The organism is Enterobacter sp. WPR_3_1, assembly GCF_003635055.1.
Classification (GTDB): Bacteria; Pseudomonadota; Gammaproteobacteria; order Enterobacterales; family Enterobacteriaceae; genus Enterobacter; species Enterobacter ludwigii.
In genome coordinates this window covers 946,169-959,333 of record NZ_RBXU01000008.1, presented here as the reverse complement: position 1 = coordinate 959,333, position 13,165 = coordinate 946,169, and the positions used below count along the sequence as shown (strand labels likewise).

General features: G+C 56.5%; 14 protein-coding genes and 1 other annotated feature. Of the genes, 9 read left to right on the top strand and 5 right to left on the bottom strand.

The window, feature by feature from the left end; genetic code table 11:
- Nucleotides 1-23 precede the first annotated feature (23 nt).
- From rluB to rnm, 3 genes are all read right to left on the bottom strand, one after another.
- On the bottom strand, nt 24-899 hold the full coding sequence (rluB, locus tag BJ887_RS06425) for a 23S rRNA pseudouridine(2605) synthase RluB (RefSeq protein WP_008502809.1): 876 nt from the start codon (nt 897-899) through the stop codon (nt 24-26).
- Between the two features lie 96 nt (nt 900-995).
- Nucleotides 996-1,616 carry an L-threonylcarbamoyladenylate synthase gene (locus BJ887_RS06420; protein ID WP_003856793.1) on the bottom strand — a complete coding sequence of 207 codons (621 nt, stop codon included), beginning with the start codon at nt 1,614-1,616 and terminating at the stop codon, nt 996-998.
- Nucleotides 1,613-2,506, bottom strand: a complete 894-nt coding sequence (gene rnm, locus BJ887_RS06415; protein ID WP_106504174.1) for an RNase AM — start codon at nt 2,504-2,506, stop codon at nt 1,613-1,615. Before rnm ends, BJ887_RS06420 begins: the two co-directional genes overlap by 4 nt.
- A gap of 127 nt (nt 2,507-2,633) precedes the next feature.
- Here rnm and trpL point away from each other — a divergent pair, with 127 nt between their 5' ends.
- From trpL to trpA, 6 genes are all read left to right on the top strand, one after another.
- On the top strand, nt 2,634-2,678 hold the full coding sequence (gene trpL, locus BJ887_RS23310; protein WP_106993556.1) for a trp operon leader peptide: 45 nt from the start codon (nt 2,634-2,636) through the stop codon (nt 2,676-2,678).
- Nucleotides 2,655-2,749: a sequence feature (Trp leader region), on the top strand. Its footprint overlaps the gene before it by 24 nt.
- 26 nt (nt 2,750-2,775) lie before the next feature.
- Nucleotides 2,776-4,338 (top strand): anthranilate synthase component 1, encoded by a 1,563-nt coding sequence (locus tag BJ887_RS06405; protein ID WP_025203978.1) that lies wholly within the window; start codon nt 2,776-2,778, stop codon nt 4,336-4,338.
- Complete coding sequence (gene trpD, locus BJ887_RS06400; protein ID WP_121339603.1) at nt 4,338-5,933, top strand: bifunctional anthranilate synthase glutamate amidotransferase component TrpG/anthranilate phosphoribosyltransferase TrpD; 1,596 nt, start codon at nt 4,338-4,340, stop codon at nt 5,931-5,933. The genes BJ887_RS06405 and trpD overlap by 1 nt, the downstream gene beginning before the upstream one ends.
- Before the next feature lie 3 nt (nt 5,934-5,936).
- The gene (gene trpCF / locus BJ887_RS06395; protein WP_020882432.1) at nt 5,937-7,295 is read left to right on the top strand and encodes a bifunctional indole-3-glycerol-phosphate synthase TrpC/phosphoribosylanthranilate isomerase TrpF; all 1,359 of its coding nucleotides are present in this window, start codon (nt 5,937-5,939) and stop codon (nt 7,293-7,295) included.
- A gap of 10 nt (nt 7,296-7,305) precedes the next feature.
- Nucleotides 7,306-8,499 carry a tryptophan synthase subunit beta gene (gene trpB, locus BJ887_RS06390; protein ID WP_020882431.1) on the top strand — a complete coding sequence of 398 codons (1,194 nt, stop codon included), beginning with the start codon at nt 7,306-7,308 and terminating at the stop codon, nt 8,497-8,499.
- A complete protein-coding gene (gene trpA / locus BJ887_RS06385) occupies nt 8,499-9,308 on the top strand; it encodes a tryptophan synthase subunit alpha (protein WP_014170385.1) in 810 nt (269 codons plus the stop codon). The genes trpB and trpA overlap by 1 nt, the downstream gene beginning before the upstream one ends.
- Nucleotides 9,309-9,351: 43 nt before the next feature.
- Here trpA and BJ887_RS06380 read toward each other — a convergent pair whose 3' ends face one another.
- Both BJ887_RS06380 and BJ887_RS06375 read right to left on the bottom strand, forming a co-directional pair.
- Nucleotides 9,352-10,380, bottom strand: a complete 1,029-nt coding sequence (locus BJ887_RS06380) for a zinc-binding dehydrogenase (protein ID WP_121339601.1) — start codon at nt 10,378-10,380, stop codon at nt 9,352-9,354.
- 25 nt (nt 10,381-10,405) lie between these two features.
- Nucleotides 10,406-11,182, bottom strand: coding sequence for an SDR family NAD(P)-dependent oxidoreductase (locus BJ887_RS06375; protein WP_014170387.1), 777 nt, complete (start codon nt 11,180-11,182; stop codon nt 10,406-10,408).
- Between the two features lie 176 nt (nt 11,183-11,358).
- Between BJ887_RS06375 and BJ887_RS06370 the strand changes: the two genes are divergently transcribed.
- The 3 genes from BJ887_RS06370 to BJ887_RS06360 all read left to right on the top strand — a co-directional run bounded on the left by BJ887_RS06370 (nt 11,359) and on the right by BJ887_RS06360 (nt 13,154).
- Nucleotides 11,359-12,273, top strand: coding sequence for a LysR substrate-binding domain-containing protein (locus BJ887_RS06370; protein WP_014170388.1), 915 nt, complete (start codon nt 11,359-11,361; stop codon nt 12,271-12,273).
- Nucleotides 12,274-12,489: 216 nt separating this feature from the next.
- Nucleotides 12,490-12,771 carry a hypothetical protein gene (locus BJ887_RS06365; protein ID WP_014170391.1) on the top strand — a complete coding sequence of 94 codons (282 nt, stop codon included), beginning with the start codon at nt 12,490-12,492 and terminating at the stop codon, nt 12,769-12,771.
- 38 nt (nt 12,772-12,809) lie between these two features.
- Nucleotides 12,810-13,154 carry a carboxymuconolactone decarboxylase family protein gene (locus BJ887_RS06360; protein WP_014170390.1) on the top strand — a complete coding sequence of 115 codons (345 nt, stop codon included), beginning with the start codon at nt 12,810-12,812 and terminating at the stop codon, nt 13,152-13,154.
- The last annotated feature ends 11 nt before the right edge of the window (nt 13,155-13,165 follow it).

The window sequence follows — 13,165 nt, the reverse complement described above, 5'->3', positions numbered from 1 at the left end:
GTGATCTTCACCGGGCTTTTATGTTAACCGTTGTTGTTACGGCTGCCAGAGCGGCGGTTGCTGCTCACCTGGCTATGGCGTTTCACCGCACGACGGATCTGATTCGCCTTCATACGACGACGATCTTTTTCCACCGCCACTTTAGAGGTGGTTTCTGGCGTCAGGCCGACCAGTTCACGCAGGTAGTTAGTCTGTGTCAGATCCAGCTCGGTATAACCACCCCGTGGCAGACCTTTTGGCAGCAGGATGTCGCCATAACGGACACGGATCAGACGGCTCACCTGCACACCTACCGCTTCCCAAAGACGACGCACTTCACGGTTACGGCCTTCAGTCAGGGTAACGTTGTACCACTGGTTAATGCCTTCGCCACCGGTAAATTTGATGGTTTTAAATGCCGCAGGACCGTCTTCCAGCTGAACGCCGCGTGACAGATCGCGCAGTTTATTCTCATCAACCTGGCCGAAGACACGCACGGCGTATTCGCGTTCCACTTCACGGCTAGGGTGCATCAGACGGTTTGCCAGTTCACCATCAGTGGTAAACAGCAGCAGGCCGCAGGTATTCACGTCCAGACGCCCCACGGCAATCCAGCGAGCGCCGCGCAGTTTAGGCAGACGGTCAAACACCGTCGGGCGACCTTCAGGGTCGTTGCGCGTGCACAGCTCGCCTTCTGGCTTGTAATACGCCAGCACGCGGCAGATCTGCTCAGCGGACTCTTTCACGGAGATAAGATGACCGTCGATGCGGATCTTCAATCCCGGTACGATTTCTACGCGGTCACCCAGCGTGGCGATTTTACCGTCCACACTCACGCGACCCGCTTCAATAATGGCTTCGATTTCACGGCGTGAACCGTGGCCGGCACGCGCCAGCACTTTCTGTAACTTCTCGCTCATTGAGCTTCCTCAGGTGTCGCCTTCACAGGCGTCGAATCAGGTCAAAAGAGGGCTCAGCCCTGCTTTGATGGCCGCGTAGTATATCTGCTTACACCCTTACAAGAAAGGCTTAACATCACCCACGCCTTCACGAATCACTTCTGGCGCATCTTCGGTTAAGTCAACAACGGTGGTTGGCTGCTGACCAAGGTAGCCGCCATGAATAATCAACTCGACCACCTTTTCCAGACGGTCTTTAATCTCTTCGGGATCGGATTCGGTGAACTCGCTGCCAGGCAACATTAAAGAAGTCGAAAGCATCGGCTCGCCGAGGGTTTCCAGCAGCGCCTGCGCAATCGGGTTGGACGGTACGCGCATCCCAATGGTTTTACGCTTTTCCTGTAACAGTCGGCGCGGCACTTCCTTGGTTCCTTTAAGAATAAAGGTGTAGTTGCCCGGCGTGTTATTTTTGATCAGACGAAACGCCACGTTATCGACATACGCGTAGGTCGACAGTTCAGAAAGATCGCGGCACATCAGGGTAAAGTTATGGCCGTCCGGCAGCTGACGAATGCGGCAAATGCGCTCCATCGCCCCTTTGTCTTCAATTTTACAGCCCAGCGCGTAGCCAGAATCGGTCGGGTAGACAATCACGCCGCCTTTGCGAACGATCTCCACGGCCTGATTAATTAAGCGTGGCTGCGGGTTATCCGGATGAATATAGAAAAACTGACTCATACTTCCCTCTCTTCAATTTTCTGCGGCTGTTCCCAGAGCTGCCAGACGGGCTCAACGCCTGCGGGCAACCAGAGCTTGCGTCCCAGCTCGATCCACGCACAGGGTTGATGGAAATCCGACCCCTGCGAACCCAGCAGACCGAACTGACGCGCGTAGGTCGCGAGCTGCGCACGCTCATTGGGCGCCTGCTGACACTGGGCGACTTCCATCGCCTCACCGCCACATTCGGCAAAGTGTGCCAGCAGTCTTTTCAGCCACTTAGCAGAAAGATTATACCGCCCCGGATGGGCGAGCACGGCCTTACCGCCAGAATGATGAATGACATCAATAGCTTGTTCTATTGTACACCACTGTGGCGGAACGTAACCGGTTTTCCCGCGTGCCAGATATTTTTTAAACACGTCCGCCATCGTTGTGGCTTTGCCCGCCTCAACCAGAAAACGGGCAAAATGGCCGCGCGTCACCGCCCCACCGTTTGCCAGTTTCTGTGCACCTTCCAGCGCTCCGGGAATATGCGCTTTTTCCAGTCGCTCACCAATCATTTCGGCGCGTTCGTTGCGGCGCGATTTTTGTTCTTGCAAAAACGCACGCATTGCCGGATGTTCAATATCGATATTGAGGCCAACAATGTGAATTTCGTGATTTTCCCAGACTGTCGAAATTTCGACGCCGGGCACCAGATTCAGCGCAAGTCCGCTGCGGGCAATTTCGGCGCGCGCCGCAGGAATAGCATCTGTCGTATCGTGATCGGTTATCGCCAGCGTGCCAACACGCATTTCAACGGCGCGATGAACCAGGGCTTCGGGTGTCAGCAGGCCATCAGAGGCCTGAGTATGGCTGTGTAAATCATAAATTACGGCGTAGGTGGTATCGCTCAAAGCACTTCCCATAGCAGGTTAAAGACATCCGAAACCCCTATGATAACGGCTTGGCGCGAAATTCTGAAATCAAGGGTTGACAACTCGCCATCGAACTAGTTAACTAGTACGCAAGTTCACACGAGAAAGGTATCTGAAAATGACAGCACATTTCACTCTGCACGGTTGGTGGCGCACATCCTGATTATCGGGCAGTGTCACACGTCTGCAAAATGCAAACAGATACCCAGCCCGCGACTAAGCGGGCTTTTTTTTTGAACAGAATAAATGAGAACAACATAATGCAAACAGCCAAACCACACCTCGAATTGCTGACCTGCGAGGCGGTCTATCGCCACAACCCAACCGCGCTGTTTCATCAGGTCTGCGGTGCGCGTCCGGCAACGTTGCTGCTGGAATCCGCGGATATTGACAGTAAAGACGATCTTAAGAGCCTGCTGCTGGTCGACAGCGCATTGCGCATTACCGCGCTGGGTGACACTGTCACGATTAAGGCGCTCTCTGAGAACGGTGCCGCGCTGCTGCCACTGCTGGACGCCTCCCTCCCAGCGGGCATCGAGAATGAACGTCACCCGGAAGTGCGGGTACTGCATTTCCCGCCTGTCAGCCAACTGCTGGACGAAGATGCACGCCTCTGTTCTTTGTCAGTCTTCGATGCCTTCCGCCTGCTGCAAAACCTGGTCTCGGTACCAGAAGATGAACGCGAAGCGATGTTCTTTGGCGGGCTGTTTGCTTACGATCTGGTCGCCGGTTTCGAAGACCTGCCGGAAACCGAACAGGGCAACCGCTGCCCTGACTACTGCTTCTACCTGGCCGAAACCCTGCTGGTGATCGACCATCAGAAAAAATACACCCGTATTCAGGCGAGCCTGTTCACGCCATCCGTGACCGAGAAAACACGTCTTGAGCAGCGCATTGCTCAGCTGCAACAGCAAATGACCGAAGCGCCACCCGCACTGCCGGTTCAGCATGTAGAGAAGATGACCTGTGAGGTTAACCAGACCGACGATCAGTACGGTGCCGTGGTGCGTCAGATGCAAAAGGCGATTCGCGCCGGGGAAATTTTCCAGGTCGTCCCGTCCCGTCGTTTCTCACTGCCCTGCCCGTCGCCGCTGGCGGCCTATGACGTGCTGAAAAAGAGCAACCCAAGCCCGTATATGTTCTTTATGCAGGATAACGAGTTCACCCTGTTTGGTGCGTCACCGGAAAGCTCCCTGAAATACGACGCCACCAGCCGCCAGATCGAGATCTACCCGATTGCCGGTACACGTCCGCGCGGGCGTCGCGCCGATGGCTCTCTGGATCGCGATCTCGACAGCCGTATCGAACTGGAAATGCGCACCGACCACAAAGAGCTCTCCGAGCACCTGATGCTGGTTGACCTGGCGCGTAACGATCTGGCCCGCATTTGTACTCCCGGCAGCCGCTATGTGGCTGACTTAACGAAAGTCGACCGTTACTCCTTCGTGATGCACCTGGTCTCCCGCGTGGTGGGTGAACTGCGCAACGACCTCGACGTGCTGCACGCCTATCGCGCCTGCATGAACATGGGCACCCTGAGCGGTGCGCCGAAAGTCCGTGCGATGCAGCTTATCGCCGCCGCCGAAGGGCGCCGTCGCGGCAGCTATGGCGGTGCGGTGGGTTATTTCACCGCGCACGGTGACCTTGATACCTGCATCGTTATCCGCTCTGCCTATGTTGAAGACGGCATTGCCACCGTCCAGGCGGGCGCCGGGGTGGTTCTTGATTCTGTTCCGCAGTCTGAAGCTGACGAAACGCGCAATAAAGCTCGCGCGGTATTGCGCGCCATCGCTACCGCACACCATGCACAGGAGATTTTCTGATGGCTGACATTCTGCTGCTCGATAACATCGACTCCTTTACCTATAACCTGGCAGATCAGCTGCGTGCGAATGGTCACAACGTCGTTATCTATCGTAACCACGTACCGGCGCAAACCCTGATTGAGCGTCTGGCAACCATGCAAAACCCGGTGCTGATGCTCTCTCCTGGCCCCGGCGCCCCCAGTGAAGCGGGCTGTATGCCTGAACTGCTGACCCGTATGCGCGGCAAGTTGCCTATTATCGGCATCTGCCTCGGGCATCAGGCGATTGTTGAAGCCTATGGCGGATACGTCGGCCAGGCGGGTGAAATCCTGCACGGTAAAGCCTCCAGCATTGAACATGACGGTCAGGCGATGTTTGCCGGGCTGCCGAATCCGCTGCCGGTGGCGCGCTACCACTCGCTGGTCGGCAGCAACATCCCGGCAGGCCTGACCATTAACGCCTCGTTCGAAGGCATGGTGATGGCCGTACGGCACGATACCGATCGTGTCTGTGGGATGCAGTTCCATCCGGAGTCAATCCTCACCTCTCACGGCGCGCGTCTGCTGGAACAGACCCTGGACTGGGCGCTGCAGAAACTGGAACAGACCAACACCCTGCAACCTGTTCTGGAAAAATTGTATCAGGCACAGACCCTGAGCCAGCAGGAGAGCCACCAGCTCTTCTCCGCTGTGGTTCGCGGTGAACTGAAGCCTGAACAACTGGCGGCCGCGCTGGTGAGCATGAAAGTTCGCGGTGAAAGCCCGCAGGAAATTGCCGGTGCGGCAACGGCGCTGCTGGAAAATGCCGCCCCGTTCCCGCGCCCGGACTACATGTTTGCGGATATCGTCGGTACCGGTGGTGACGGCAGCAACAGCATCAATATCTCCACCGCCAGCGCCTTCGTGGCGGCTGCCTGTGGTTTGAAAGTGGCGAAGCACGGTAACCGCAGCGTCTCCAGCCGGTCGGGATCGTCGGACCTGCTGGCCGCATTCGGCATCAATCTCGAGATGAACGCCGAACGTTCGCGTGAAGCCCTGGACGACCTGGGCGTCTGCTTCCTGTTTGCGCCGAAATATCACACCGGTTTCCGCCATGCGATGCCGGTTCGCCAGCAGCTTAAAACCCGCACGCTGTTTAACGTGCTCGGCCCGCTGATCAACCCGGCCCATCCGCCGCTGGCGCTGATTGGCGTCTACAGCCCGGAGCTGGTTCTGCCGATTGCAGAGACCCTGCGCGTGCTGGGTTATCAACGTGCCGCGGTGGTTCACAGCGGGGGAATGGATGAAGTGTCGCTGCATGCGCCAACGCTGGTGGCCGAACTTCGCGACGGTGAAATCCTGAGCTATCAGCTGGAGGCGAGCGACTTTGGTTTAACGGCTTACCATCAGGAAGCGCTGGCGGGCGGCACGCCTGAAGAAAACCGTGACATTCTGACGCGCTTATTACAAGGTAAAGGAGAGGTCGCCCACGAGGCCGCCGTGGCTGCCAACGTCGCGATGCTGATGCGTTTGCACGGCGAGGAAGACCTCAAAGCCAACGCACAAAAAGTTCTGAACGTACTGCGCTCAGGTGCAGCTTACGATCGCGTTACCGCACTTGCGGCAAGAGGGTAAAGAATGCAGACCGTTTTAGCGAAAATCGTTGCCGATAAGGCCATCTGGGTGGAGGCACGTAAAGCACAGCAGCCGCTGGCCAGCTTCCAGAATGACGTTGTCCCGAGCAGCCGTCGTTTCTATGATGCTCTGCAGGGCGCACGCACCGCGTTTATTCTTGAGTGCAAAAAAGCGTCCCCGTCGAAAGGCGTTATCCGTGACGATTTCGATCCGGCGCGAATTGCCGGTATCTACAAACATCATGCGTCAGCCATCTCCGTGCTGACGGATGAGAAGTATTTCCAGGGCAGCTTCGATTTCCTGCCCGTTGTCAGCGGGATCGCGCCACAACCGATCCTGTGCAAAGACTTTATTATCGACCCGTATCAGATCTGGCTGGCTCGCTTTTACCAGGCCGATGCCTGCCTGCTGATGCTCTCAGTGCTGGATGACGAACAGTATCGCCAGCTCGCTGCGGTCGCGCACAGTCTGAACATGGGCGTGCTGACCGAAGTGAGCAACGAAGAGGAGCTGGAACGCGCCATTGCGCTGAAAGCCAAAGTGGTCGGCATCAACAACCGCGATCTGCGTGACCTGTCGATTGACCTGAACCGCACGCGCCAGCTGGCGCCGCGTCTGGGCTCTGGCGTCACCGTGATCAGTGAATCCGGTATTAACAGTTACGCACAGGTCCGCGAACTGAGCCATTTCGCCAACGGTTTCCTGATTGGTTCTGCAATGATGGAACATGACGATCTCAATGCCGCGGTGCGCCGCGTACTCTTGGGTGAAAACAAAGTGTGCGGCTTAACCCGTGAAGAGGATGCCCTGGCTGCGTATGACGCCGGTGCGATTTACGGCGGGCTGATTTTTGTCGCCTCCTCCCCGCGCGTGGTGACCGAAGCTCAGGCACGTCAGGTGATGACGGCAGCGCCACTCAGCTATGTGGGGGTCTTTCGCAACGCGGATATCGCCGACGTGGTAGCAAAAGCCGAAGCGTTATCTCTGCATGCGGTACAGCTTCATGGCAACGAAGATCAGGCCTATATCGATGCCCTGCGCAGCGCGCTGGCACCTCAGGTGCAAATCTGGAAAGCGCAGAGCGTGGGCGACAGGTTGCCTGAGCGTAACCTGAATCATGTTGATAAATACGTACTCGATAATGGCCAGGGCGGCACGGGACAGCGTTTTGACTGGTCCCTGTTGCACGGCGAAGTGCTGGACAATGTTTTGCTGGCGGGTGGACTTAGCCCGGATAACTGCGTGGAAGCCGCCAAAGCGGGCTGCGCGGGCCTCGATTTCAATTCAGGCGTAGAGTCGCAACCGGGCATCAAAGATGCCAGTAAGCTGGCCTCGGTATTTAAAACTCTGCGTGCATATTAAGGAAGAGAAGATGACGACATTACTAAACCCCTATTTTGGTGAGTTCGGCGGGATGTACGTCCCGCAAATCCTGATGCCCGCCCTGCGCCAGCTGGAAGAAGCGTTCGTGAGCGCGCAGAAAGATCCGGCGTTTCAGGCTGAGTTTACCGACCTGCTGAAAAACTACGCTGGCCGTCCAACGGCCCTGACGAAATGCCGTAACCTGACCGAAGGCACCAAAACCACGCTGTATCTTAAGCGTGAAGATTTGCTGCACGGCGGTGCGCATAAAACCAACCAGGTGTTGGGTCAGGCGCTGCTTGCAAAACGGATGGGTAAAACCGAAATCATCGCTGAAACTGGCGCAGGCCAGCACGGGGTGGCATCAGCCCTTGCCAGCGCCCTTCTCGGTCTGAAATGCCGCATTTACATGGGCGCAAAAGACGTTGAGCGCCAGTCGCCTAACGTATTCCGTATGCGTCTGATGGGCGCAGAAGTGATCCCGGTGCACAGCGGCTCCGCGACGCTGAAGGATGCGTGTAACGAAGCGCTGCGCGACTGGTCTGGCAGCTATGAAACCGCGCACTATATGCTCGGCACCGCTGCAGGCCCGCACCCGTTCCCGACGATTGTGCGTGAATTCCAGCGCATGATTGGCGAAGAGACCAAAGCGCAGATCCTGGAAAAAGAGGGTCGCCTGCCGGATGCGGTGATCGCCTGCGTTGGCGGTGGCTCTAACGCTATCGGCATGTTCGCTGATTTCATCGACGAAACCAGCGTCGGGCTGATTGGCGTTGAACCTGCAGGCCACGGGATTGAAACCGGTGAGCACGGCGCACCGTTGAAACATGGTCGCGTCGGGATCTACTTCGGTATGAAAGCGCCGATGATGCAGACCGATGACGGCCAGATTGAAGAGTCATACTCTATCTCGGCAGGCCTGGATTTCCCTTCCGTTGGGCCTCAGCATGCCTTCCTGAACAGCACCGGTCGTGCAGACTACGTTTCCATTACCGATGACGAAGCCCTGGAGGCGTTTAAAACGCTCTGTCGCCACGAAGGGATCATTCCTGCCCTGGAGTCCTCTCACGCCCTGGCGCATGCGCTGAAAATGATGAAAGAGAACCCGGAAAAAGAGCAACTGCTGGTGGTTAACCTTTCCGGTCGCGGTGATAAAGACATCTTCACCGTTCACGATATTTTGAAAGCACGAGGGGAAATCTGATGGAACGCTACGATAACGCATTTGCAGCACTGAAATCTCGCCAGGAAGGCGCGTTCGTTCCCTTCGTGACGCTGGGTGATCCGGGTCCTGAGCAGTCGCTGAAAATTATCGACACCCTGATTGAAGCCGGTGCCGACGCGCTGGAACTGGGTATTCCGTTTTCCGATCCTCTGGCCGATGGCCCGACTATCCAGAACGCAACGCTGCGGGCATTCGCGGCCGGTGTCACCCCGGGGCAATGTTTTGAGATGCTGGCCGCTATCCGCCAGAAGCACCCGACCATTCCGATTGGCCTGTTGATGTATGCCAACCTGGTCTTCAGTCGCGGTATTGATACCTTTTATGCAGAATGCGCGCGCGTGGGCGTTGACTCGGTGCTGGTGGCAGACGTACCGGTTGAAGAATCTGCGCCGTTCCGCCAGGCGGCGATGCGCCATAACGTGGCACCTATCTTCATCTGCCCGCCAAACGCCGATGATGAACTGCTGCGCCAGATTGCCTCTTATGGTCGCGGGTATACCTACCTGCTCTCCCGTGCGGGTGTAACCGGCGCGGAGAACAAAGCGGCGCTGCCTCTGCATCATCTGGTCGAGAAGCTGGCTGAATACCACGCGGCCCCTCCGCTGCAGGGCTTTGGGATTTCATCTCCCGATCAGGTCACGGCGGCAATTGACGCTAACGCAGCCGGTGCAATTTCAGGCTCCGCTATCGTTAAAATCATTGAGAAGAACGTGGACAAGCCAGAGCAAATGCTGGCTGAGCTGAAAACGTTTGTGAGCGCAATGAAAGCGGCAACGCGTAAAGCGTAACCTCTCCACCGTCTGGCTCCCCGCCAGACGGTGTTTCTGCCGATCAGTTATCCGGGTTCATCGTAAGCACTATCCGGTAGCGCGCCTTTCCCTGCCGTAACCTGTCGAGCGCCTCATTTGCCTGTTCAAAGGGCATCAGCTCTGTGACTGGCAGCGTCTGAAAGAGGTGGCTGAAACGCAGCGCGCGTTCGGTTTGCGACGGGGTGCTGACAAATGAACCGGTCAGGGTGCGTTCCGCGCCAATCATCATACCCGGCATGACCTGCAACGGTGTGCGTCCGGCACCCAACAGGATCGCTTTTCCTCTGGGGGCCAGGGCTGGCAATAACGCTGAAACCGCGTCTGCATCCGGGGCAGTGGCCACAATAATCTCGACACCGCCTTCCGCTCTCAGCCGTTCCGCCGCGTTTTCCGTCTGCGCATCGATATAGTGATGGGCGCCCAGCTGTAAAGCGTCATGCGCCTTTTCACTGCCGCGCGCAATCACGATAACCTCAAACCCCATCCTCCGGGCGTACTGAATCGCCATATGGCCTAAGCCACCAATACCGAGAATAGCCACCCTGTCTCCCGCGCTGGCACCGGATTGACGCAACGCGTTAAAGGTTGCCGTACCGGCGCACAAGATCGGGGCCGCGTGAACGGAAGTGAGCGCTGAAGGAATGGCAATCAGCGCGGTATGGCGGATAACAACATACTCGGCGTAACCTCCGTCACAGCTCAGCCCCGGCGTTAGCTGATTTTCACACAGGTGAAAAAGCCCGTTGCGGCAAGGCGGGCAATGCTGGCAATATCCCCCAAGACGCCCGACGCCCACGCGCTGACCGGTGTGCCAGATCCCGGGAACTGCATCTCCTTTCCGGGTAATGTGGCCCACAATTTCATGGCCCGGAATGCGCCCGGGCTGCCCCGCTTCCGGTACCTTCTCCGCATCCTGAAGATCGGCACCACAAACGCCGCATACCTCAATTTTAATCAGTACGTCCTCGGGTCCCGGCTCGGGCAACGGTCTGACGACCATTTCAAGCACGCCCGGCGAGGAAACCTGCATAGCACGAAAAGTTTTATTCACGGTATCACCTGTGATGAGCGGTGTATTAGGCGTTACGGCCAGCCATGACGCCGCCGTCAATGTCCCAGATTGCGCCGGTGACCCAGCCTGTCTTGTCAGAAAGCAGGAAGGCAACCGTTTCAGCCACATCGCCCGGTGTACCCACGCGGCCAATCGGATGGAAGCTGTCGAAGCTGTTCATCACCTCTTTTACATCGTCTTTTGGGATGAAGCCTTCATAAATTGGCGTGTGAACAACGGCCGGAGACACGGCATTGACGCGAATGCCTTTCCCGCCCAGCTCAATAGCCAGGTTTTTGGTCCACGCATGCAGGCCGGCTTTCGCCATAGAATATGCGGAAGACGGCGTGGCCCCGATGGCCTGCTGTGCCCACATAGAGCCGATATTGACGATGGAGCCTTTAATACCGGCATCAACCATATTGCGCACCACATCACGGGTGATGAAGAAGGTCGCGCGGTTGATGCTCATGTACATGTCGTAATCTGACGCTTCATGTTCAGTAAACGGTTTCGGGAAGAACACGCCAGCGGCATTGACCAGCAGGCTGATGTCTTTGTGTTCAGCATTGAGGGTATTCATCACGTGCTGCATACCCTCTTCTTTCATCAGGTCAGCCACGATGATGGATACCGGCCCGTCGACCGCCAGCGCCTGACGAGCCTGCTCCGCTTTGTCCTTGCGGTTCCCCACCAGCACCACGCTGCCACCGTTTTTCAGAACCCGCTTCGCCGTTTCGAAGCCCATACCGCTTGTACCACCGACCACTAACAGCTTTTTACCGGCAAAAGATGCGTTCATCGCTAACCTCTTTTAAAACATTTGGTTGTCATTGATGAAAAGCCTCGCTCCTCATCGTGTGCATCCAGAATGCCACCCTGCATCAGGGTTGACGACTGAGAAGAAATTGCGACACAGGAAAGAAAATCTTCTTCGCTCAGGTATACTGAAAGAAAGAATAAATCGGAGTACCTGCAATGCGTTCCCTGAACAGACTTAAATGGCTGCATGCTTTTGAAGCGACCGCCCGTCACGGCAGCTTTACCGGTGCAGCGCAAGAGCTTGGCGTGACGCCTGCCGCAGTAGGCCAGCTTGTTCGTTCGCTCGAAGACTGGGTTGGTCACCCGCTGCTTCGCCGTACGCGGTCGGGTAAGGAGCGCCTGACGCTGGTGGATGAGGCTCAGGATGCGCTGCAGGACATTACGCAGGGCCTGGACAAGCTGGAAAGCGGGTTAAACAAACTGCGCGGACGTCGCGCACGTTCTGTCGTGGTCGTCACCGCCTCTCAGGTATTGATGATGAACTGGCTGATGGAGCGTCTTAACCGGTTCTCAGAAACGCATGACACAATCGATCTGCGGCTTAACGTCACGGAAAAGCTGATGGACGTATCACACGGCGAGGCGGATATCGGCATTCGCTGCGGACAGGGAGACTGGCCCGGCGTGAATAAAACCTGGCTGATGGATGAAGAGGCGGTGCTGGTCTGTAGCCCCCGCCTGGTGCCTCCGGAGAAAATTGCCTGTGGTGACTGGCTCGCCACGCAGAAGCTGATCCACGATGACACGCCGCACCCGGGCGCGAATTTTCCCTCATGGGATGACGTTCTCCGTACCGTCAATGCCCCTGGCGCGCTGGAAAGCAGGCTGCATATTAACTCCACCTCCGCCGTGATTCTCTCGGCACTGAGCGGGCGGGGGGTGGCGATTGTGCGTCACGCGCTGGTGAAACAGCTGATTGAAACCGGGCAATTGGTTCAATTGCACCCAGACCATCGCTGGCCGTTAACATGGTCTTACTACCTGGTGACCCCGCAGCACACCGCCATGCGTGAAGAAGTAAAAATATTTCACGACTGGCTTCTTCATGATGTGGTCTCTGACAATCCTTAACTCCCCCTTTTTTAAGCATCATGCGGCAAGGGTCATCGCGTACCGGCATGATGCTTCTCTCTTCAGACGCCCAACATAGTTTTTCTTTTCTGCAACGCAAGATTAACTGATTTGTTGAAGATAACCGGCTTTCTCATAATCGCCCTCAACGAACGGTAAAGCAGACCGGTACCTTATCCGGCCGCCTTGCCTTAACCCTGAGCGAAGGAGAGAACGATGGCTTATCTGCAAATCAGCCTTGATATCAGTAATGAAAACCGTGCGGCAGCCGCCGGGGTCTACCAGCAATACAAAACCCCGTTCCTGACCACCATCGACGGTGCCACCTCTAAAGAACTGCTTGTTCGTGACGAGGACGTACAGGTCCTGCACGGATTTAAAACCGTGTCCCAGGCACAGGCGTATCTCAGCAGTCCGCTTTTCACCCAGGACGTCGTTGAAGCACTGAAACCGTATCTGAACAGCGCGCCTGAAATCCGCATTTACGACGTCCTGTAACGGGCATTTTCTGAAACCTACACGTACCGGAGCTATGAATGTTTTTAAACTGGAATGAATATCGCACCAGCCTGCTGGCCACCGTCGGGAAATTTGCCAGACTGCAGCCTGAATTTATGAAAGGCTTACAGCAGATGGATAAAGGGGCTTCTGAAAATCAGCACCTTGATCCCAAGACCCACGAACTGATTGCGCTGGCTGTTGCCGTTACCACTCGCTGTGATGGTTGCCTGGCGGTACATGTGGAAGCTGCGGTTAAGAAAGGCGCAACGCGTGAAGAGATAGCTGAAGCGCTTTCCGTTGCCATCAGTCTGAACGCCGGTGCTGCGTTAACCTATACCGCCCGGGCTCTGGATGTTTTTGACAACCTGCCAACAAAATAAACCTGCATACG